The sequence below is a fragment of the Streptomyces tendae genome (genome assembly GCF_014650435.1).
GTDB classification, from domain to species: Bacteria; Actinomycetota; Actinomycetes; order Streptomycetales; family Streptomycetaceae; genus Streptomyces; species Streptomyces tendae.
Window position 1 is genome coordinate 283808 of the sequence record NZ_BMUY01000003.1, and the last position, 19478, is coordinate 303285.

A 19478-nucleotide genomic window follows, 5' to 3' on the forward strand; every position below is an offset into this window, starting at 1 on the left:
GGCTCCTACGGCTCGGGCTGCTCGTTCTGCTGCTCTGTCTGGTCGTTCTGGCCGGTGGCGTCGTTCTGGCCGGTCGCGTCGCCCTGCCCGGCCGCCTCGTCCTGCCCGGCCTCGTCGTTCTGGGCCTGGCCCTCGGGGTCGGCCCCGGGGGTGACGGTGACCGTGACGGTCGGCGTGGGCTTGGGCTGCTTCTTCTCCGGGAGCACCGTGTCGCGCGGGTCCTTCGCCGGGGCCTGGACGACGACGCCGACGATGTCGAGCTTGGTGAAGCTGACGAACGGCGTGACGTCGAGGATGCGGGTGAGGTCGCCGCCGTTGGGGTCGACGCGGGTGATGGTGCCGACGGGCACGCCGGGCACGAACGGCTTGTCGGCCTGGGAGCCGAAGGTGACGAGGCGGTCGCCCTTCTTGACGTCGGCCTTGCCGTTGAGGAGTTCGACGCGCAGGGGGCGGCTGCCCTGGCCGGAGGCGAAGCCGAGTTCGTCGCCGGACTCCATCCGGGTGCCGACGGTGAAGTCCGGGTCGTTGGCGAGCAGCACGGTGGCGCTGTTCGGGCCGACGGTGGTCACGCGTCCGACGAGGCCGTCGCCGTTGAGGACGGTCATGTCGCGCTTGACGCCGTCGTTGGCGCCGGCGTCGATGGTGATGGTCCAGGAGAAGCCCTGGGCCGCTCCTATGGCGATGACCTGGGCGCCCTTGATGCCGTACTGCCCGGCGCCGGCGAGTCCCAGCATCTTGTCGAACTGCTTCAGCCGGCTGCGGCCGCGCTCGTCACTGCCGAGCTTGGCCTTGAGGGCGGCGTTCTCCGTCTCCAGCCGCGCGAGCCGGTCGTGCCGGTCGCCGGAGTCGCGGATCGCGGAGACCGCGTTGCCGACCGGGTCGACCGCGGAGGAGACCCCGTTCTCGATCGGACCGAAGACGTTGGCGGCGGCCTGCCGGGCACCGTCGACCGGGGAGTCCTCCCCACCGCGGATGTCCACCGTGATCAGTGCGAACGCGATGGCGATCAGCAGCACCAGGAGCAGCCGGCTCTCTTTCGTGTCCCTCACGTGCGGCGGCCGTGCCTTCCTCGTCGAAATTCGGGAATCTCGGAATGTACGTGGCGGTGTTCAGGAATTCAGCTGATTCGGTACGTCGGGCGCTTCACGCGCATCCGGTACCGCAACCCTCTATATCAACGATCCGCCGCACGAGAGGAGATCGTCTCGTACGGCGGAACCGAAGTGTTACGTCATCTGCGGGGCGAGGCGTCCAGCACCTGCTGGAGCGCCTCGAACTCCTCGACGCACTTGCCGCTGCCGAGCGCCACGCTGTCCAGCGGGTCCTCGGCGATGTGGATCGGCATCCCGGTCTCCCGGCGCAGCCGTTCGTCGAGCCCGCGCAGCAGCGCGCCGCCGCCGGTCAGGACGATGCCCCGGTCCATGATGTCGCCGGACAGCTCCGGCGGACACTTGTCGAGGGTGGTCTTGACGGCGTCGACGATGGCGTTGACCGGCTCCTCGATCGCCTTGCGCACTTCGGCGGCGGAGATGACGACGGTCTTGGGCAGCCCGGAGACGAGGTCCCGGCCGCGGATTTCGGTGTGCTCGTCGGAGTCGAGGTCGTACGCAGAACCGATCGTGATCTTGATCTGTTCGGCCGTGCGCTCACCCAGCAGAAGGCTGTACTCCTTCTTCACGTGCTGGATGATCGCGTTGTCCAGCTCGTCACCCGCGACGCGGATGGACTGGGCCGTGACGATGCCGCCGAGCGAGATGACCGCGACCTCCGTGGTGCCGCCGCCGATGTCCACCACCATGTTGCCCGTGGCCTCGTGGACCGGCAGGCCGGAGCCGATGGCCGCGGCCATGGGCTCCTCGATGATGTGCACCTGCCGGGCGCCGGCCTGGGACGACGCCTCGATGACGGCGCGGCGCTCGACGCCGGTGATGCCCGAGGGCACACAGACGACGACCCGCGGCCGAGCCAGATACCGCCGCTTGTGGATCTTCAGGATGAAGTAGCGGAGCATCCGCTCGGTGATCTCGAAGTCGGCGATGACGCCGTCCTTCAGCGGGCGCACGGCAACGATGTTGCCGGGCGTGCGCCCGATCATCTTCTTCGCTTCGGCGCCGACCGCGAGGATGCCACCGGTGTTGGTGTTGATCGCGACGACGGACGGCTCGTTGAGTACGATCCCGCGACCCCTGACGTACACCAGCGTGTTGGCGGTCCCGAGGTCGACAGCCATGTCACGGCCGATGAACGACATTGAGTTCCCCATCAGGATTCGACTGGCCTTCCCAGGAGCTTTTGAGGGCTTTTCAGGTAGGCGAAGTGGGTGCAGTGACGCGTGGAGGCTTCTATCGTAGACGCGCTTTCGCGAACACTGCGCGAGGGTCTTCGCCATTGTCAGCAGATGGCGCACCGCCTCGCTTGTGGAGACGGGCCAACGGTGGGATCCGTTCCCCCGATCAGGCGCGCATATGCCACAGGGCGGCCGCTTTTGCGCGACCGCCCCGGCTCCGCCCGGTCCATTCGGCTGACGTGTCGTCAGAAAAAAGGGTGCTCCCGGCGTGTCCCGAAGGGGGATCAGACCCGGCCGGGGAAGAAGATCTTCAGCTCGCGCTCGGCGGACTCCTCGGAGTCGGAGGCGTGGATCAGGTTCTCGCGGACGATCACGCCGTAGTCCCCGCGGATGGAGCCGGGCGCGGCGGCGATCGGGTCGGTGGGGCCGGCCAGCGCGCGCACGCCCTCGATGACCCGCTCGCCCTCGACGATCATGGCCACGACCGGGCCGGACGCCATGAACTCGACCAGCGGCTCGTAGAAGGGCTTGCCCTTGTGCTCGCCGTAGTGCTGCTCGAGCGTGTCGGTGTCCAGGGTGCGCAGTTCCAGCGCGGTGATCTGCCAGCCGGCCTTGCGCTCGATACGGCTGATGATCTCGCCGGTCAGGCCACGACGGACGGCGTCGGGCTTGAGGAGGACGAGGCTGCGCTGGGTCACGAGGGCTCCCTTGGGAAGGTTCGAGATGTGCGGTCGTGCGGGTGATGAATGAGGTTACCGGGCGTGTCGCGACCGATGTCACGCAGCGTCAGGCATACCGGGTACGTCGGCACCGACGGCCGCGTCGGGCGGGGCCGGGGGCCCGTGGCGGGCGGGGCCGGGGGCCCGTGTCAGGCGAGGTCGGGCGCGGATGCCTCGGCCTGGGCGGCGAACCTCGCCTTCGCCTCGTCGATCTTCCGCCCGTAGTGCACGGAGGCCCACCACAGGGCGGCGAAGATCGCGCCGAGGAAGAACATGGTCGGCACGACGAAGCCCGAGGCGATCAGCGCGACCTGCAGCGCCCAGCCGAGGGCGACGCCGCCGGGCCGGGTGATGACCCCGCACAGCAGCACGCTGAGGACCATCGCGATGCCGCTGACCGTCCACACCGTCCCCACCGACAGGTCCGGGTCCTTCATGGCGACCAGTCCGGCGAAGCCGATCACGAAGAACTCGCCGATCAGCGTCGAAGCACAGAGCGTACGCACGGTTACTCAGCCCCTCCTCAGGAGCAGTCGGGCCTCGCCGACGGTGATGACGGAACCGGTGACGAGCACACCGCCGCCCGCGAACTCGCCCTCCTCCTCGGCCAGCGTGATCGCCGCCTCCAGGGCGTCCGGCAGCCGGGGCTCGACCTGGACCCGGTCGTCGCCGAACACCTCGACGGCGATCGCGGCCAGCTCGTCGGCGTCCATCGCGCGGTGGCTGGAGTTCTGGGTGACGACGACCTCGGCGAAGACCGGCTCGAAGGCTTCGAGGAGCCCCCGCACGTTCTTGTCGGCGCTGGCGCCGACCACCCCGATGAGCCGGCTGAACTGGAATGCCTCCCCCACCGCCTCGGCGGTGACCCGGGCCCCGGCCGGATTGTGCGCGGCGTCGAGGACCACGGTCGGCGAGCGCCGCACCACCTCCATCCGCCCCGGCGAGGCGACGGAGGCGAATGCCTTGCGCACGGTGTCGACGTCCAGCGGCTCGGGGCGCTGCGCGCCGACACCGAAGAACGCCTCGACGGCGGCCAGCGCGACCGCCGCGTTGTGCGCCTGGTGGGCGCCGTGCAGCGGCAGGTAGACCTCGGTGTACTCGCCGCCGAGGCCACGCAGGGTGACCAGCTGTCCGCCGACGGCGACCTCGCGGGCCACGACGCCGAACTCCAGCCCCTCGCGGGCCACGGTGGCGTTGACGTCGACGGCCTTCTTCAGCATCACCTGCGCCGCGTCCACCGGCTGCTGGGCCAGGATGACGGTGGCGTCCTGCTTGATGATCCCGGACTTCTCGACCGCGATCTCGCCGGGGGTGCCGCCGAGCCGGTCGGTGTGGTCCAGGTCGATGGGGGTGACGACGGCCACGTCCCCGTCGATGACGTTGGTGGCGTCCCAGGAGCCGCCCATCCCGACCTCGACGACGGCCACGTCCACGGGCGCGTCGGCGAAGGCGGCGTACGCCATGCCGGTCAGCACCTCGAAGAAGGACAGCCGGTACTCCTGCTGCGCGTCGACCATCTCGACGTACGGCTTGACGTCGTCGTAGGTCTCGACGAACCGCTCGGCGGAGATCGGCGCCCCGTCCAGGCTGATCCGCTCGGTGATCGACTGCACGTGCGGCGAGGTGTACCGCCCGGTGCGCAGCTCGAAGGCGCCGAGCAGGGCCTCGATCATGCGGGCGGTGGAGGTCTTGCCGTTGGTCCCGGTGATGTGGATGGAGGGGTACGAGCGCTGCGGCTCGCCCAGTACGTCCATCAGCGCGGCGATCCGGGTGACGGACGGCTCCAGCTTGGTCTCGCCCCAGCGGGTGGCCAGCTCCGTCTCGACACCGCGCAGGGCCGCGTCCACCTCGGGGTCCTCCGGGCGCCCGGGGACGTCGGCCTCCGGGGGACCGCCCTGGGTGCGCAGGGTGCGGCTGCCGGCCTCGATGACGGCGAGGTCGGGGTCGCGGGTGGTCTCCGCGTCGATGATCTCGTCGAAGGAGTCGAGGGGGTCGGAGGGGTCGGGCTGGTCGTTCTCGCCGGGGATGTCGCTCACGGGCACCAGTCTACGTACCCGCCGCCCAGTAACCGCGGGCAGTCGCGCCCCCCCCCAGCCGCGGGCAGTCGTGCCGCTGGGGCGGCACGGGTGGGCGCGGGCGGCACCCCGGCAGCGCCGGGCTGCGCGACCCGCCCCTTGGCCGCCCACGGAGAGGGGCTGCTTGGGTTCAACGGCGAGTGCAGCACCGTCGTGGCTGGTCGCGCAGTTCCCCGCGCCCCTGGGTTGGCTACGCCTCCGGCAGCTTCTCCAGCTGGGCGGTGATGCGGGTGATGTCCTCGTCCGCCTTGGCCAGGCGGCCGCGGATCTTGTCCACCACCTGGTCCGGCGCCTTGGCGAGGAACGCCTCGTTGCCGAGCTTGGCGTTCGCCTGGGCCTTCTCCTTCTCCGCCGAGGCGAGGTCCTTCGCCAGCCGCTTGCGCTCGGCGGCGAAGTCGATGACGCCGGAGAGGTCGAGGGCGACCTCGACCCCGGCGACCGGCAGCGTCGCCGTCGCGGCGAAACCGTCACCCTCCGGCTGGAGCCGCAGCAGCTGCCGGACGGCCGCCTCGTGGGCCGCGAGCGCGCTGCCCGCGAGGGTGAGCCGGGCCGGGACCCGCTGGCCGGGCTGGAGCCCCTGGTCGGCACGGAAGCGCCGGACCTCGGTGATGACGGACTGGACGGTCCCGATCTCCCGCTCGGCGTCGGCGTCCCGGAAGCCGCCCGGGGCGTCAGCCCCAGGAACAAACACAGCGGACGGCCAGGAGGCGATGACGACCGACTCGCCGCCCGTGAGCGTCGTCCACAGCGTCTCGGTGACGAAGGGCACGATCGGGTGGAGGAGACGCAGCGTGACGTCCAGGACCTCGCCCAGGACGCGCTTGGAGACCTCGGCCGCCTCGCCACCCGCCTGGAAGGTGGTCTTGGACAGCTCGACGTACCAGTCGAAGACCTCGTCCCAGGCGAAGTGGAACAGCGCGTCCGAGAGCTTCGCGAACTGGTAGTCCTCGTAGTACGCGTCGACCTCGGCGACGACCGAGTTCAGGCGGGAGAGGATCCAGCGGTCCGTCGACGACATCCGCGAGGCGTCGGGCAGCGGGCCCTCGACCGTCGCGCCGTTCATCAGCGCGAAGCGGGTGGCGTTCCAGATCTTGTTGGCGAAGTTCCGGGAGCCCTGGACCCAGTCCTCGCCGATCGGGACGTCGACGCCCGGGTTGGCGCCGCGCGCGAGGGTGAAGCGCAGGGCGTCGGAGCCGTACTTGTCCATCCAGTCCAGCGGGTTGACCACGTTCCCGAAGGACTTGGACATCTTCTTGCCGTTCTGGTCACGGACCATGCCGTGCAGGGCGATGGTGTGGAACGGCGGGGTGCCGTCCATCGCGTAGAGGCCGAACATCATCATCCGGGCGACCCAGAAGAAGAGGATGTCGTAGCCGGTGACCAGGACCGAGTTCGGGTAGAACTTCGCGAGCGACTCGGTCTGCTCGGGCCAGCCGAGCGTGGAGAAGGGCCACAGGCCGGAGGAGAACCAGGTGTCCAGGACGTCGGAGTCCTGGTACCAGCCCTCGCCACGCAGACGACCTCGCCCTCGGGGCCGTACCAGACGGGGATGCGGTGGCCCCACCACAGCTGGCGCGAGATGCACCAGTCGTGGAGGTTGTCGACCCAGTCGAAGTACCGCTTCTCCATCTCCTGCGGGTGGATCTTGACCTTGCCGTCGCGGACCGCGTCACCGGCGGCCTTGGCGAGCGGGCCGACCTTGACCCACCACTGCATGGACAGGCGCGGCTCGATGGTGGTCTTGCAGCGCGAGCAGTGGCCGACGCTGTGGACGTAGGGCCGCTTCTCGGCGACGATCCGGCCCTCGGCGCGCAGCGCGGCGACGATGGCGGAACGGGCCTCCAGGCGGTCCAGGCCCTGGAAGGGGCCGTGGGCGGTGATGACGGCGTGCTCGTCCATCACGGCGATGGCGGGCAGGCCGTGCCGCTGGCCGATCTCGAAGTCGTTCGGGTCGTGGGCGGGCGTCACCTTGACGGCACCGGTGCCGAACTCGGGGTCGACGTGCTCGTCGGCGACGACCGGGATGGAGCGGTCGGTCAGCGGCAGCTTGATGAGCTTGCCGACCAGGTGCTTGTAGCGCTCGTCCTCGGGGTGGACGGCGACGGCGGTGTCGCCGAGCATCGTCTCCGCGCGGGTGGTGGCGACGACGATGGTCTCGTCGCCCTCCCCGTACTTCATGGAGACCAGCTCGCCGTCGTCGTCCTGGTACTCGACCTCGATGTCGGAGATCGCGGTCAGGCAGCGCGGGCACCAGTTGATGATGCGCTCGGCGCGGTAGATCAGCTCGTCGTCGTAGAGCCGCTTGAAGATGGTCTGGACGGCCTGGGACAGGCCCTCGTCCATCGTGAAGCGCTCACGGGACCAGGCGACGGCGTCGCCGAGGCGGCGCATCTGGCCGGAAATCTGCCCGCCGGACTCGCTCTTCCACTGCCAGACACGCTCGACGAACGCCTCCCGGCCGAGGTCGTGCCGGGACTTGCCCTCCTTGGCCAGCTCGCGCTCGACGACGTTCTGCGTGGCGATGCCGGCGTGGTCCATGCCGGGCTGCCACAGCGTCTCGTAGCCCTGCATGCGCTTGCGGCGGGTCAGGGCGTCGATGAGCGTGTGCTCGAAGGCGTGCCCGAGGTGCAGGCTGCCCGTGACGTTCGGCGGCGGGATGACGACGGTGTACGGCGGCTTGTCGCTCTTCGCGTCGGCCTCGAAGTAACCCCGTTCTACCCAGCGCTCGTACAGCTGCCCCTCTACCTCGGCCGGCGTGTACTGGGTCGGCAGTTCGGTGCTGGGTGCGGGCTGCGGCTGCTGAGAGTTCTCGGTCACGGGGGTCAGTTTACGGGCGTCACGGCGCTGTCCCGAAACGCGTTTCGTTTGTAACGGTGCGGCCCCCGGTGACCTGCGCACGCCAGGTCTGAGTCAGGATGTCAGCACCACGTAAAGCATCCGAGGGGGAACCCAGAAATGAGTCACAACCAGCCGGGCCCGTACGGCGGGCAGCCCCAGCAGCCCGGACCGTACGGCCAGCCGGGCCCGTACGGCCAGCAGCCGCCGCAGGCCCCCCAGCCCGGTTACGGCTACCCCCAGCAGACGCCTCCGCCGCAGCAGCCGGGTTACGGCTACCCGCAGCAGCCCCAGCAGGGCGGCGTCCCGCCGCAGACTCCGCCGTACGGCCAGCAGCCCGGCTACGGCCAGCAGCCGCCGTACGGCCAGCAGCCGCCCTACGGTCAGCAGCCCTACGGCATGCCCCAGCCCCCGGCGCCGGGCGGCGGCAAGAAGAAGACCGGCCTGATCATCGGCGCGGTCGCCGTCGTGGCGGCGATCGGCGTGGGCGCGTACTTCGTGTTCGGCACGGGCGGTGGCGCCGGCGGCGGCCTGGAGGACGACGGCGCGCACAAGCTGACGACGCCGGCGAAGGCCCTCGGCGAGTACACGAAGGTCCAGGGCCAGGAGAGCGGCGACTCCGACACCGCCAAGGACATGGAGAAGAGCGGCGTCAAGGAAGGCACCGCCGTCATCGGGCAGTGGTCGACCGCCGACTTCAGCGGCTACGACCCCCAGGACCCCTCCACCATCCCCGACCAGTCGGAGCTGCTGACCGCCAAGGGCTTCACGATGGTGGGCGGTTACGGCAAGATCGACGACCCCCAGGCGACCCTGGACAAGTTCTTCGCGAACATCCAGAAGGAAGTCAAGGACAGCTCCACCAGCGACACCGGCGGCATGCAGAACGCCGAGCTGGTCGGCGAGCCCGAGGAGGTCGAGATCGACGGCACCGTCGCCAAGTGCCAGTCGACCAAGGCCACCAACGCGCTCACCAAGAAGGAGTCGACCGACTGGTTCTGCGCCTGGGCCGACTACAGCACGATCGCCATGGTCTCCCCGGGCGACAACACCGGTACCGGGGTCGGCAAGGAGAAGGCGATCGACATCACGTCGAAGCTGCGGGACGAGGTCCGCGTCAAGTCCTGACGCGCCACCGACGGCAACGCGGGAGGGGCCCGGTCGATTCGACCGGGCCCCTCCCGCGTGTCTGTTGCGCAGTGCGTGACCGGCTACGCCGTCTTCTGCTCGCCCGGGCCCCGCCCCCGCGAATCGCGGGGGATCAGCGTCGGGTTGACGTTGGAGAGGACCACGTCCGCCGTGATGACGACCCGGGCGACGTCCTTGCGGGACGGGACCTCGTACATCACGCCCTGGAGGACCTCCTCCATGATGGCGCGCAGGCCGCGGGCGCCGGTCTGGCGGAGGATGGCCTGGTCGGCGATGGCCTCCAGGGCCTCGCGCTCGAAGTCCAGCTCCACACCGTCGAGTTCGAAGAGGCGCTCGTACTGCTTGACGAGGGCGTTGCGCGGCTCGACCAGGATCTGGAGGAGCGCCTCGCGGTCGAGGTTGTGGACGGAGGTGATGACGGGCAGTCGGCCGATGAACTCGGGGATCATGCCGAACTTGACCAGGTCCTCCGGCATGACCTGCTCGAACTGGTCCTTGGACTCGATCTCCCGCTTGGAGCGGATCTGCGCGCCGAAGCCGATGCCCTTGGCGCCGGCCCGGCCCTCGATGATCTTCTCCAGGCCCGCGAAGGCGCCGCCCACGATGAACAGGACGTTCGTCGTGTCGATCTGGATGAACTCCTGGTGCGGGTGCTTGCGGCCGCCCTGCGGCGGGACGGAGGCGGTGGTGCCCTCCAGGATCTTCAGCAGGGCCTGCTGGACGCCCTCGCCGGATACGTCGCGCGTGATGGAGGGGTTCTCACTCTTCCGCGCGACCTTGTCGATCTCGTCGATGTAGATGATCCCGGTCTCGGCCTTCTTGACGTCGTAGTCGGCGGCCTGGATCAGCTTCAGCAGGATGTTCTCGACGTCCTCGCCGACGTACCCCGCCTCGGTGAGCGCCGTGGCGTCGGCGATCGCGAAGGGGACGTTCAACATGCGGGCGAGGGTCTGGGCGAGGAGGGTCTTGCCGGAGCCCGTGGGGCCCAGCAGGAGGATGTTGGACTTCGCCAACTCGATGGCGTCCTCGCGGCCTTGGGCGCCGCCGTTCTCGCCGGCCTGGACCCGCTTGTAGTGGTTGTACACCGCGACGGAGAGGGCCTTCTTGGCCGCTTCCTGGCCGACCACGTAGCTCTCGAGGAACTCGTAGATCTCGCGGGGCTTGGGGAGCTCCTCCCAGCGCACCTCGCTGGTCTCGGCCAGCTCCTCCTCGATGATCTCGTTGCAGAGGTCGATGCACTCGTCGCAGATGTACACACCGGGCCCTGCGATGAGCTTCTTGACCTGCTTCTGGCTCTTCCCGCAGAACGAGCACTTGAGCAGATCGCCGCCGTCACCGATGCGTGCCACGGTGTGCTTCCCCTTCGCCTGGGAGACTCCCGGACGTCGACGTCACGTCAACGGCGGGCGGACTCCTGGTGCTGCCTTATGTCCGACGGTACCTTGCCGGGCCCCTCGTCCGGGCCCCCCTTGGCACGGTTCGCTTTGACGTGAATCGCGTCAAACCGTGCCAAGGAGCGGCAGACGATACAGCCTCCCGCCTAGCGGAGAGAGGAGTTGTCCATCTTCCGGGTGGTGATGATCTGGTCGATCAGGCCGTAGCTCAGCGCGTCCTCGGCCGTGAGGATCTTGTCGCGCTCGATGTCCTCGCGGATCTTCTCGACCGGCGTGGTGGAGTGCTTGGCCAGCATTTCCTCCAGCTGCGAGCGCATCCGGAGGATCTCGTTGGCGGCGATCTCCAGGTCGGAGACCTGGCCGCGGCCGGTCTCGCTGTACGGCTGGTGGATCAGGACGCGGGCGTTCGGCAGCGCCATGCGCTTGCCCGGCGTGCCTGCGGCCAGCAGGACGGCGGCGGCGGAGGCGGCCTGGCCCATGCAGACCGTCTGGATGTCCGGCTTCACGTACTGCATCGTGTCGTAGATGGCCGTGAGCGCGGTGAAGGAGCCGCCCGGGCTGTTGATGTAGACCGAGATGTCCCGGTCGGGGTCCATCGACTCCAGGCACAGCAGCTGCGCCATGACGTCGTTGGCGGAGGCGTCGTCGATCTGGACGCCGAGGAAGATCACCCGCTCCTCGAAGAGCTTCGCGTACGGGTCGTACTCGCGCACGCCCTGCGAGGTGCGCTCGACGAAGCGCGGGATGACGTAGCGGGACTCGGCCTGCGGGCCGGTGTAGCGGCCCTGGGAGGCGGCGGCGCGCATGTCCTGCGTGGCGTTCGCGCGGTCGTACAGGCCGCTGCCGGGGAAGTCGTTCACAGTGTCTCCTGTAAAGGGGCTGAGGCGGTCGGCTCGGGGCGGAGGATGGCTCAGGCGCCCGTGCCGCCGCCGCCCGGCATGCCGGCGGCCGTGGCGATGACGTCGTCGATGAGGCCGTACTCCTTGGCCTCGAAGGCGTCGAACCAGCGGTCGCGGTCCGAGTCGCGGGTGATCTGCTCGATCGTCTGGCCGGTGTGCTGGGAGGTCAGCTCGGCCATGCGCCGCTTGGTGTGCAGCAGCCGCTCGGCGTGGATCTTGATGTCCGAGGCCGAACCGGCCAGGCCGGCGGAGGGCTGGTGGATGAGGATCTCGGCGTTCGGCAGCGCAAAGCGCTTGCCGGGGGTGCCCGCGCTGAGCAGGAACTGTCCCATGGAGGCCGCGAGACCCATCGCGATCGTCACCACGTCGTTCTTGATGTACTGCATGGTGTCGTAGATCGCCATGCCGGCCGTGATCGAACCGCCCGGGCTGTTGATGTACAGGAAGATGTCCTTGTCCGGGTCGGAGGCAAGGAGCAGCAGCTGTGCGGTGATCTTGTTGGCGATGTCGTCGTCGACCGGCTGGCCGAGGAAGATGATCCGCTCGCCGAGCAGTCGGTTGTAGACCTGGTCGCCGAGGCCGCCACCGATGGAGGGCTCGCCGGCGGCTGAGGGCATCAGATTCGTCACGTATCCACCTGCTCGTCTTACGACGGCGCCGGGCCGTCTCACGTTTCCCTGCGGGGCTGGAGCCGCTTTCGGGGACTCCCCTGCCCTCGTATTCATGGACCCTAACGCGGTGGCCCTCCGGTGCCATCCCGGTTCTGCGGGTGTTCGCCTCGGGCGTAGCGCCGTGACGGTGCCTGTTCATTGCCGAGTGCGGGTCCGTGGGTGGCTGGTCGCGCAGTTCCCCGCGCCCCTTGCGGCGCTGTCCAGCCGTATGCGGAACGGGCCCCGGCACTGATGTGTCCGGGGCCCGTTCTGCGTCCGTCTGGGGAGACGCGAGGGATCAGCCCTCGGTCTTCTCCTCGGCCTTGTCGTCGGCCTTCTCGGCGTCGGTGGGCTCGGTGGCGGCGGCCTCGGCGGCCTCCGTCTCCTCGTCCTCCTCGTCGTCCAGGTCGACGATCTCGCCGTTGGTGTCCTTGACCGTGGCCTTCTCGACCACGGCGGCCAGGGCCTTGCCGCGGGCGACCTCGCCGACGAGGAGCGGGACCTGGCCCTGCTCGACGACGGCCTGGGCGAACTGGTCAGGGGACATGCCGGAGGAGGCGGCACGGCGCATGAGGTGCTCGGTCAGCTCTTCCTGGCTGACGTTGAGCTTCTCCTGCTTGACCAGCTCGTCGAGGACGAACTGGGTCTTGATGCCCTTGACCGCGGCCTCGCGGGTCTCGGTCTCGAACTCCTCGGCGGTCTTGCCCTGCAGCTCGAGGTACTTCTCGAGGTCGAGGCCCATCTGGCCGAGCTGGTGGTGCTCGAGGTTGTGCTTGCGGGTGTTGATCTCGTCCTCGAGCAGCTTCTCGGGGACCGGGACCTCGACCAGCTCGAGCAGCTTGTCCAGGACGCGCTCCTGGGCCTGCGTGGCCTGGTCGTACTGCTTCATGTTGGCGAGGCGCTTGCGGCTGTCGGCCTGCAGCTCCTCCAGGGTGTCGAACTCCGACGCGAGCTGCGCGAAGTCGTCGTCCAGCTCGGGCAGCTCGCGCGCGGCGACCTGGGTGACCTTGACGGTGACCTCGGCCTCCTTGCCGGTCGCCGAGCCGCCCTTGAGCTCGGAGGTGAAGGTGGCCTCGCCACCGGCCTCCAGGCCCTTCACGGCGTCGTCGATGCCGTCCAGCAGCTCACCGGAACCGATGGTGTAGGAGACGCCGTCGGCGACGCCGTCCTCGAGGACCTCGCCGTCGACCTTGGCCTGCAGGTCGATGGTGATCACGTCGCCGTCCTCGGCGGCGCGCTCGACCGGGGAGGTGGAGGCGAAGCGCTCGCGCAGCTGCTCCACCGACTTCTCGACGTCCTCGTCGGTGACCTCGACGGCGTCGACCTCGACCTCGATGCCGGAGTAGTCCGGGATCTCGATGGAGGGGCGGATGTCGACCTCGGCCGTGAAGTTCAGCGTCTCGCCGTCCTTCAGCTCCGTGATGTCGACCTCGGGCTGGCCGAGCGGGTTCAGCTCGGCCTCGTTGACCGCGTCGGTGTAGAACTTGGGAAGCGCGTCGTTGACCGCCTCCTCCAGCACCGCACCGCGGCCGAACCGCTGGTCGATGACCCGGGCCGGGATCTTGCCCTTGCGGAAGCCCTTCACCGTGACCTGCTGGTTGATCTTCTTGTACGCCGCGTCGAGGCTGTCCTTGAGCTCCTCGAAGGGCACCTCGACAGTGAGCCGAACCCGGGTCGGGTTCAGGGTCTCCACGGCGCTCTTCACGGTTCGGTCTCCTTGGTGGCTGACTTCTTGGGTTCTGCCGGAACCAGAGAGTGTCCGGCAAATTACGCCGCCCGGAGACTTCAGACGCTGATGACACACGGGCGTGCAGCTTGCATAGTAACGGCAGCGACTACACGGCCCAAAAGGCGACCACTCGGCGATCACTCGGTGGTCGGCCGCTGGTCGGTCGGTGGTCGGGGTGGCGGGATTTGAACCCACGGCCTTCCGCTCCCAAAGCGGACGCGCTACCAAGCTGCGCCACACCCCGTCTGGTGCGACACGTAGGGTACATGCCGCCAGGCACCGGGGACCGCAGAGTTTCCCGAGCGTCCGTGAAGGTCCGGCGCGGACCGGAAGGGGTGTGCGTCGAGGGGCGACGACCCGCTACGATGCGTGCAGTGCCGCGGTCACCGACCTGCGGCGCCAGCCGTGCGGGCGTAGCTCAATGGTAGAGCCCCAGTCTTCCAAACTGGCTACGCGGGTTCGATTCCCGTCGCCCGCTCCGAGAGGCCTCCGGCCCGGTCCCCCAGGGATCGGGCCGGAGGCCTTTGTGCGGCCCTAGAACTGGATCGAGTTGATCGTCTCGGCTATCGAGTCCAGGAAGCGTTGGATGTCGTCGGCCATGCCTGTCGAGGCCAGGAAGAAGCCGAAGAGGACCGCGACGACCGCCGGCCCCGCCTTGATCGAGCCTCCCCGCAGCAGCACCACGAGGATGATCCCCAACAGCAGCACCACTGACAGTGAAATGGCCACAACTGATCACACCCTCGGTCGGTCCGCGCTCCCGCCCGGAGGTGCGGCACCGCACACCCCCGCCAGAACCATCGTGCCACCAACCGGGCCCCGTCATGCGGCAGGTGACAGATCGTCCGGCCGGTTCTGTGGGTGGTGTGCTGCCCCGCGCACGCGGACACACGCCATCACCGCGCCCCGTACAGAATTTCGACGGGGCACCCGTACGGGGAATTCGAGGTGCTTGGTTTCCATGTCCACACAACTCGTTCGCAGGTATTTCGAATTGTCGTGGCGGACACACCCGACAGGGTCATCACAGGGAGATCACAGGATCACCCAGGAAGCCCGTAAGGGCATTGAAGCGGACATTCCAGCGGAGTCGCCCGCCGGTCTTATGCGCTGTTTAGTCGTGATGTGTCGTGACAAGTGGGCTGCTTCGGACGGAGCTTGGGCACACCGCGGCGCCCGGCAGTGTGGGAGTCGTCACGCCTCCGGAGAGGCCGAGTTCCCCTAATGCGGGGGTACTCGAACGGTACTCACACCGTACCCAAGACCCGAAATACAGGAATGACGTCGAGGGTTTTACGGAATCACACGGAGAACGCTAGGGTGCCTCAGATGTTCTACGCTGCCTCGTCCCCCACCAGAGCAGCGAGGTCCTGCGACCACTCGCCGAGTTCCCGGCGGGGGGTTGCATGACTAGCTCGCTGCTTCCTCACGGCGACCGGAAGTCGCCGTCCCCGCCCTCCCCGCCGAGCCGGCAGCGCGACGCGTTCTTCGACAACGCCAAGTACCTGGCGATCGTGCTGGTCGGCGTGGGCCACGCCTGGGGACAGATCCTGGACGGCAACCGGACCGTGGAGACCCTCTACCGGGTCCTGTACACGTTCCACATGCCGGCGTTCATCATCGTCTCCGGCTACTTCTCACGCAGTTTCGACCTGAGCCCCAAGCGGGTCAAGCGACTGATCACCGGCGTCGCCGTCCCGTACCTCGTCTTCGAGATCGCCTACACGCTGCACCGGCGCGTCAGCGAGGACCCGCAGGCCGACTTCAGCCTGCTGGACCCCACCTACCTCCTGTGGTTCCTGTGCGCGCTGTTCGTCTGGCGGCTGACCACCCCGATCTGGCAGACGGTCCGTTGGCCGCTCCCGATCTCGCTCGCCATCGCCGCGCTGGCCTCCGTGACGCCCAGCGTCGGCAACGACCTGAACATGCAGCGGGTGCTGCAGTTCCTGCCGTGCTTCGTGCTGGGTCTGGTGCTGCGCCCCGAGCACTTCCAGCTGGTGCGGCGCCGCTCGGTGCGGATCCTGTCCGTGCCGGTGGTCGCGGCGGCCCTGGTGATCGGCTGGTGGTCGGTGCCGCGCATGGAGACCGGCTGGTTCTACCGCAACGCCGCCATGCAGGACACGGGCGCCCCCTGGTGGTCCGGGCCCGTCCTGACGCTCGCGCTCTTCGGCTGCTCCGTGGTGCTGTCCGCGTGCTTCTTCGCCTGGGTGCCCGGTCGGCGCATGTGGTTCACGGCCCTCGGGGCCGGCACGATCTACGGCTACCTGCTGCACGGCTTCCTGGTGAAGGAGGGCAGCTACACCGGCTGGTTCCAGCACTCCTTCCTGGACACGCCGCTCGGTGAGATCGGACTCACCGTCCTCGGCGCCACCGTCATCACCCTGCTGTGCACCAAGCCCGTACAGCGGGTGCTGCGGTACGTGGTCGAGCCGAGGATGGACTGGGCCTTCAAGCGGGATCCCGGTGACGCCGCCCGGGGCCGTGAGAAGCGCGACCCGGCCGGTACCGGGGCACGCGAGACGTCCCCCGAGCCCGCCGCGTCGAACGCCGGCGGCGAGAAGGTCTCCGTCTGAAACCGGTGGGTCACCCCTGACCGAGAAGTGCGCGCATCCGCGTGTACTTCTCGGTCAGTCGTGTGCGGGTGGCCGCGTCGAGGACGGCCAGCCGCGCGGGGTCGGCGTTGTGCGCCAGGTCCGCCTCCTTCACCAGGCGCGCGCCGGGGGTGGCCAGGATCCGCGCGGCGTACGCCTCGGGCGGCTCCCCCGCCCGCTTGGTGAGGGCCAGGACGATGTCCTTGGTCCGGCGGCTCAGCGGCGCCTCGTCCAGCCAGCCCTCGGTCAGCGCGTCGTCCTCCACGGCGTCGTGCAGCCAGGCGGCCGCGATCTGCTCCTCGTCGCCGCCGCGCCGCCGCACGCCCTCGGCGACGGCCCGCAGGTGTTCGGCGTACGGCCGGCCCGCCTTGTCGGTCTGTCCGGCGTGGGCGGCGCGGGCGGTGGCCTCGACCTCGGCCAGGGAGAGCGGCGGGGCGGGCGGTCCGGAGTCGTGGGGCAGGGGCGGCATGGGCGGCATGGGCCCAGTATGCGGCGCGGGCCTCAGTCCGTGGCCGGCGCGGACTGGGCGGTCGGGCCCTCCCGGCAGATCAGCAGCAGCGCCCGGTCGTCGTTGACGTCCTTGGCCACAGCCTCGATCAGGTGCCAGGCCGCGCCGTGGAAGCCGCCCGCGACATAGCGGTCGGCCTCGCCGGTGAGGCGGTCGATGCCCTCGGCGATGTCCCGGTCGGAGGTCTCCACCAGGCCGTCCGTGAACAGCATCAGCACGTCACCGGGCCGCAGCGAGCCCTTCACCTGGTCGAACTGCGCGCCGTCGTAGACACCGAGCAGCGGGCCCTCGGCCGACTTCTCCTCCCAGCGGCCGGTGCCCGCGCTGAGCTGGAGGCCCGGCGGATGTCCGGCCGAGTACAGCTCGTAGTCACCGGAGTCGAGGTCCAGGACGAGGTGGATGGAGGTGGCGAAGCCCTCGTCCCAGTCCTGGCGCAGCAGATAGCCGTTGGCGGCCGGCAGGAAGGCGTGCGGGGGCAGGCTGCCCAGCAGTCCGCCGAAGGCCCCGGACAGCAGCAGGGCGCGCGAGGCCGCGTCCATGCCCTTGCCGGAGACGTCGGTGAGGACGACCTCCAGCGTCCGGCCGCCGTTGGTGCGGGCCGCGACGACGAAGTCGCCGGAGAAGGACTGCCCGCCCGCCGGGCGCAGCGCCATCTCGCGGTGCCAGCCCTTCGGCAGCTGGGGCAGCTTGCTCTGGACGCGGATGCGTTCACGCAGGTCGAAGAGCATGGTGCCGCCGCGCCGCCAGGGCACGCCGACCCGGCTGCGGAACTGGGCGACGAGGAGTCCGAAGAAGCCGCAGGCCGCGACCACCAGGACCACGCCGGGGGTGACCCGGGACGGGCCCTCGGTGTACGGGCCCAGTTGCACGGACTCCACGATCAGCGCGGTGGCCGCCGCGGCGTACAGGCCGAGCAGGCTCGCCGGGCGCAGCAGCAGGCCGCCGGCGACGATCGGGATGACGAGCGCGGAGGGCGAGCACCACACGGAGTTGGCCATCGTGGTGGCCGCGATGACGGGGATCGTCAGCAGCAGTCCGGCCAGCGCGATCCAGTCCGAACCGTCGCCGCGGAAGTAGTCGACGGCGGCTCGGCGCACGCCGACGCGGGCCCGGTGCCACTGCTTCTTCCACCGGGCCGCGAACGTCTCGGCCTCCGCGCGCCGCTGTCGTCCTGCTGCCATTAGTTCGGGACCCTATCCATCGAACCGGCCGCTTGGCACGGGAGGTCCTACTTGTCCCCCGTCCGAGGCCGGACTTCACAGTGAACTTCACGAACGGCCTCCGCGCCGCAACCCCGCGGAAATTGCCTCGCCGGTCTCGTGCGGCCCTGGTACGCATGCTGCATGGAACGCATGGAACGGCCCACGAGTGAGGACAGCGGTGTGACGGCGGAGCCGAGGGTGCTGCGGCGCGACGAGTGGGACACGTGGTACGGGACGCTGATCCGTGCCTTCGGCGGTATTCCGGAGCCGGCCGAGGAGGTGGAGCTGTTCCGGGAGCTGACGCGGGTCGACCGGTCGATCGGGATCTGGGAAGGCGAGGGTGGGGGCGACGGCGAGGGCGGCGAGTGCGTCGGGACGGCGGGGGCCTACGCCTTCGGGATGACCGTGCCGGGCGGTGCGCGGGTGCCCACGGCGGGCGTCACGATGGTGAGCGTCGCCGCCACGCACCGGCGCCGGGGTGTCCTGACGTCGATGATGCGGCGGCAGCTGGACGACGTACGGGCCTGGGGCGAGCCGCTGGCCGTACTGACGGCCTCGGAGCCGGCGATCTACGGCCGGTTCGGGTACGGCGCCGCGACCTTCGTGCTCAACGCGGAGATCGACACGAGCCGGGTCCGGCTGTCCGTGCCGGCCGGCACGGATGACGTACGGCTGCGGTACGAGGCGCCCGCGGACGTCCTCGACGCGTGCGAGGAGGTGTACGCGCGGCTGGTGCCGGGGCGGCCGGGGATGCTGGCCCGGCAGCCCGGCTGGGAGCGGCTGGCGCTGCTGGACCCGGAGAGCGGTCGGGACGGCGCCTCGCCCCTGCAGTGCGTGCTCGCCCGGCGGGGCGGCGAGGTCACCGGGTACGCGCGGTTCCGGGTGCGGCCGGCCTGGGGGTCGGAGGGTCCCAAGGGCACGGTGGTCCTCGACGACCTGGCCGGACTCGACCCGGCGACCGAGGCGGCGCTCTGGCGCTTCCTATTCGGCATCGACCTGACCTCCACGCTGGCGTTGCGGGGGCGGCCGGTCGACGAGGCGTGGCAGTACCAGGTCTCGGACGTCCGGCGGTGCCGGCCGGAGCTGCGGGACGCGCTGTACGTACGGCTGGTGGACGTGGGGGCGGCGCTCGCGGCGCGGACCTACCAGGCGCCGGTGGACGTGGTGTTCGAGATCGAGGACGCGTTCTGCCCCTGGAACGCGGGGCGTTGGCGGCTCAGCGGCGACGCGAAGGGGGCGTCGTGCGAGCGTACGTCGGACCCGGCCGAACTCGCGCTTTCCGTACGGGAGTTGGGGTCGGCGTACCTCGGGGGTGTGAGTCTGGGTTCGCTGGGGGCGGCCGGGCGGGTGCGCGAGGTGCGGGCCGGTGCGCTGGCGGCGGCGTCGGTGGGGTTCGGGTCGGACGTGGCGCCGTGGCTGCCGCACGGGTTCTGAGCGCGG

At 69.7% G+C, this 19478-nt stretch carries 15 protein-coding genes, 2 tRNA genes and 1 pseudogene; 4 read left to right on the forward strand and 14 right to left on the reverse strand.

Annotated features, from left to right (window positions below):
• Positions 1 to 5: 5 nt before the first annotated feature.
• The 6 genes and pseudogenes from mreC to IE258_RS10000 all read right to left on the reverse strand — a co-directional run bounded on the left by mreC (position 6) and on the right by IE258_RS10000 (position 7898).
• Entirely contained in the window at positions 6 to 1049 is a 1044-nt protein-coding gene (gene mreC / locus IE258_RS09975; RefSeq protein WP_189741755.1) for a rod shape-determining protein MreC, read from the reverse strand.
• Positions 1050 to 1231: 182 nt separating this feature from the next.
• Positions 1232 to 2251, reverse strand: a complete 1020-nt coding sequence (locus tag IE258_RS09980) for a rod shape-determining protein (protein WP_007449816.1) — start codon at positions 2249 to 2251, stop codon at positions 1232 to 1234.
• A 320-nt stretch (positions 2252 to 2571) separates the two neighbouring features.
• On the reverse strand, positions 2572 to 2985 hold the full coding sequence (gene ndk, locus IE258_RS09985) for a nucleoside-diphosphate kinase (protein ID WP_159329531.1): 414 nt from the start codon (positions 2983 to 2985) through the stop codon (positions 2572 to 2574).
• 170 nt (positions 2986 to 3155) lie between these two features.
• Positions 3156 to 3512, reverse strand: coding sequence for a DUF4233 domain-containing protein (locus tag IE258_RS09990; RefSeq protein WP_189741758.1), 357 nt, complete (start codon positions 3510 to 3512; stop codon positions 3156 to 3158).
• A gap of 6 nt (positions 3513 to 3518) precedes the next feature.
• Positions 3519 to 5042 carry a bifunctional tetrahydrofolate synthase/dihydrofolate synthase gene (gene folC / locus IE258_RS09995; RefSeq protein WP_159329533.1) on the reverse strand — a complete coding sequence of 508 codons (1524 nt, stop codon included), beginning with the start codon at positions 5040 to 5042 and terminating at the stop codon, positions 3519 to 3521.
• 229 nt (positions 5043 to 5271) lie between these two features.
• Positions 5272 to 7898 (reverse strand): annotated as a pseudogene (locus IE258_RS10000) (valine--tRNA ligase).
• A gap of 138 nt (positions 7899 to 8036) precedes the next feature.
• On the opposite strand from IE258_RS10000, the gene IE258_RS10005 reads away from it, so the two are divergent.
• Positions 8037 to 9044, forward strand: a complete 1008-nt coding sequence (locus IE258_RS10005) for a hypothetical protein (RefSeq protein ID WP_189741761.1) — start codon at positions 8037 to 8039, stop codon at positions 9042 to 9044.
• Positions 9045 to 9127: 83 nt separating this feature from the next.
• Here IE258_RS10005 and clpX read toward each other — a convergent pair whose 3' ends face one another.
• The 5 genes from clpX to IE258_RS10030 form a co-directional block, all read right to left on the reverse strand.
• Positions 9128 to 10414: an ATP-dependent Clp protease ATP-binding subunit ClpX gene (gene clpX / locus IE258_RS10010; protein ID WP_003976182.1), complete on the reverse strand. Its 1287-nt coding sequence runs from the start codon at positions 10412 to 10414 to the stop codon at positions 9128 to 9130.
• A 191-nt stretch (positions 10415 to 10605) separates the two neighbouring features.
• A complete protein-coding gene (locus tag IE258_RS10015) occupies positions 10606 to 11319 on the reverse strand; it encodes an ATP-dependent Clp protease proteolytic subunit (protein ID WP_308434147.1) in 714 nt (237 codons plus the stop codon).
• 50 nt (positions 11320 to 11369) lie between these two features.
• Positions 11370 to 11975 carry an ATP-dependent Clp protease proteolytic subunit gene (locus IE258_RS10020; RefSeq protein ID WP_030186848.1) on the reverse strand — a complete coding sequence of 202 codons (606 nt, stop codon included), beginning with the start codon at positions 11973 to 11975 and terminating at the stop codon, positions 11370 to 11372.
• Between the two features lie 331 nt (positions 11976 to 12306).
• A complete protein-coding gene (gene tig, locus IE258_RS10025; protein ID WP_189741764.1) occupies positions 12307 to 13713 on the reverse strand; it encodes a trigger factor in 1407 nt (468 codons plus the stop codon).
• A 191-nt stretch (positions 13714 to 13904) separates the two neighbouring features.
• A tRNA-Pro gene (locus tag IE258_RS10030) sits at positions 13905 to 13981 on the reverse strand.
• 163 nt (positions 13982 to 14144) lie between these two features.
• Between IE258_RS10030 and IE258_RS10035 the strand changes: the two genes are divergently transcribed.
• Positions 14145 to 14215: transfer RNA gene (locus IE258_RS10035), tRNA-Gly, on the forward strand.
• A 56-nt stretch (positions 14216 to 14271) separates the two neighbouring features.
• Here IE258_RS10035 and IE258_RS10040 read toward each other — a convergent pair.
• Positions 14272 to 14466: a hypothetical protein gene (locus IE258_RS10040; protein WP_052838144.1), complete on the reverse strand. Its 195-nt coding sequence runs from the start codon at positions 14464 to 14466 to the stop codon at positions 14272 to 14274.
• A gap of 677 nt (positions 14467 to 15143) precedes the next feature.
• On the opposite strand from IE258_RS10040, the gene IE258_RS10045 reads away from it, so the two are divergent.
• Positions 15144 to 16310 (forward strand): acyltransferase family protein, encoded by a 1167-nt coding sequence (locus IE258_RS10045; protein WP_189741766.1) that lies wholly within the window; start codon positions 15144 to 15146, stop codon positions 16308 to 16310.
• A 10-nt stretch (positions 16311 to 16320) separates the two neighbouring features.
• On the opposite strand, the gene IE258_RS10050 is transcribed toward IE258_RS10045, so the two are convergent.
• Together IE258_RS10050 and IE258_RS10055 are read right to left on the reverse strand one after the other, a co-directional pair.
• A complete protein-coding gene (locus IE258_RS10050; RefSeq protein ID WP_189742629.1) occupies positions 16321 to 16797 on the reverse strand; it encodes an HD domain-containing protein in 477 nt (158 codons plus the stop codon).
• A gap of 32 nt (positions 16798 to 16829) precedes the next feature.
• Entirely contained in the window at positions 16830 to 18017 is a 1188-nt protein-coding gene (locus IE258_RS10055; protein ID WP_189741769.1) for a PP2C family protein-serine/threonine phosphatase, read from the reverse strand.
• Positions 18018 to 18188: 171 nt separating this feature from the next.
• Between IE258_RS10055 and IE258_RS10060 the strand changes: the two genes are divergently transcribed.
• A complete protein-coding gene (locus IE258_RS10060; protein ID WP_189742631.1) occupies positions 18189 to 19472 on the forward strand; it encodes a GNAT family N-acetyltransferase in 1284 nt (427 codons plus the stop codon).
• Positions 19473 to 19478 lie beyond the last annotated feature (6 nt).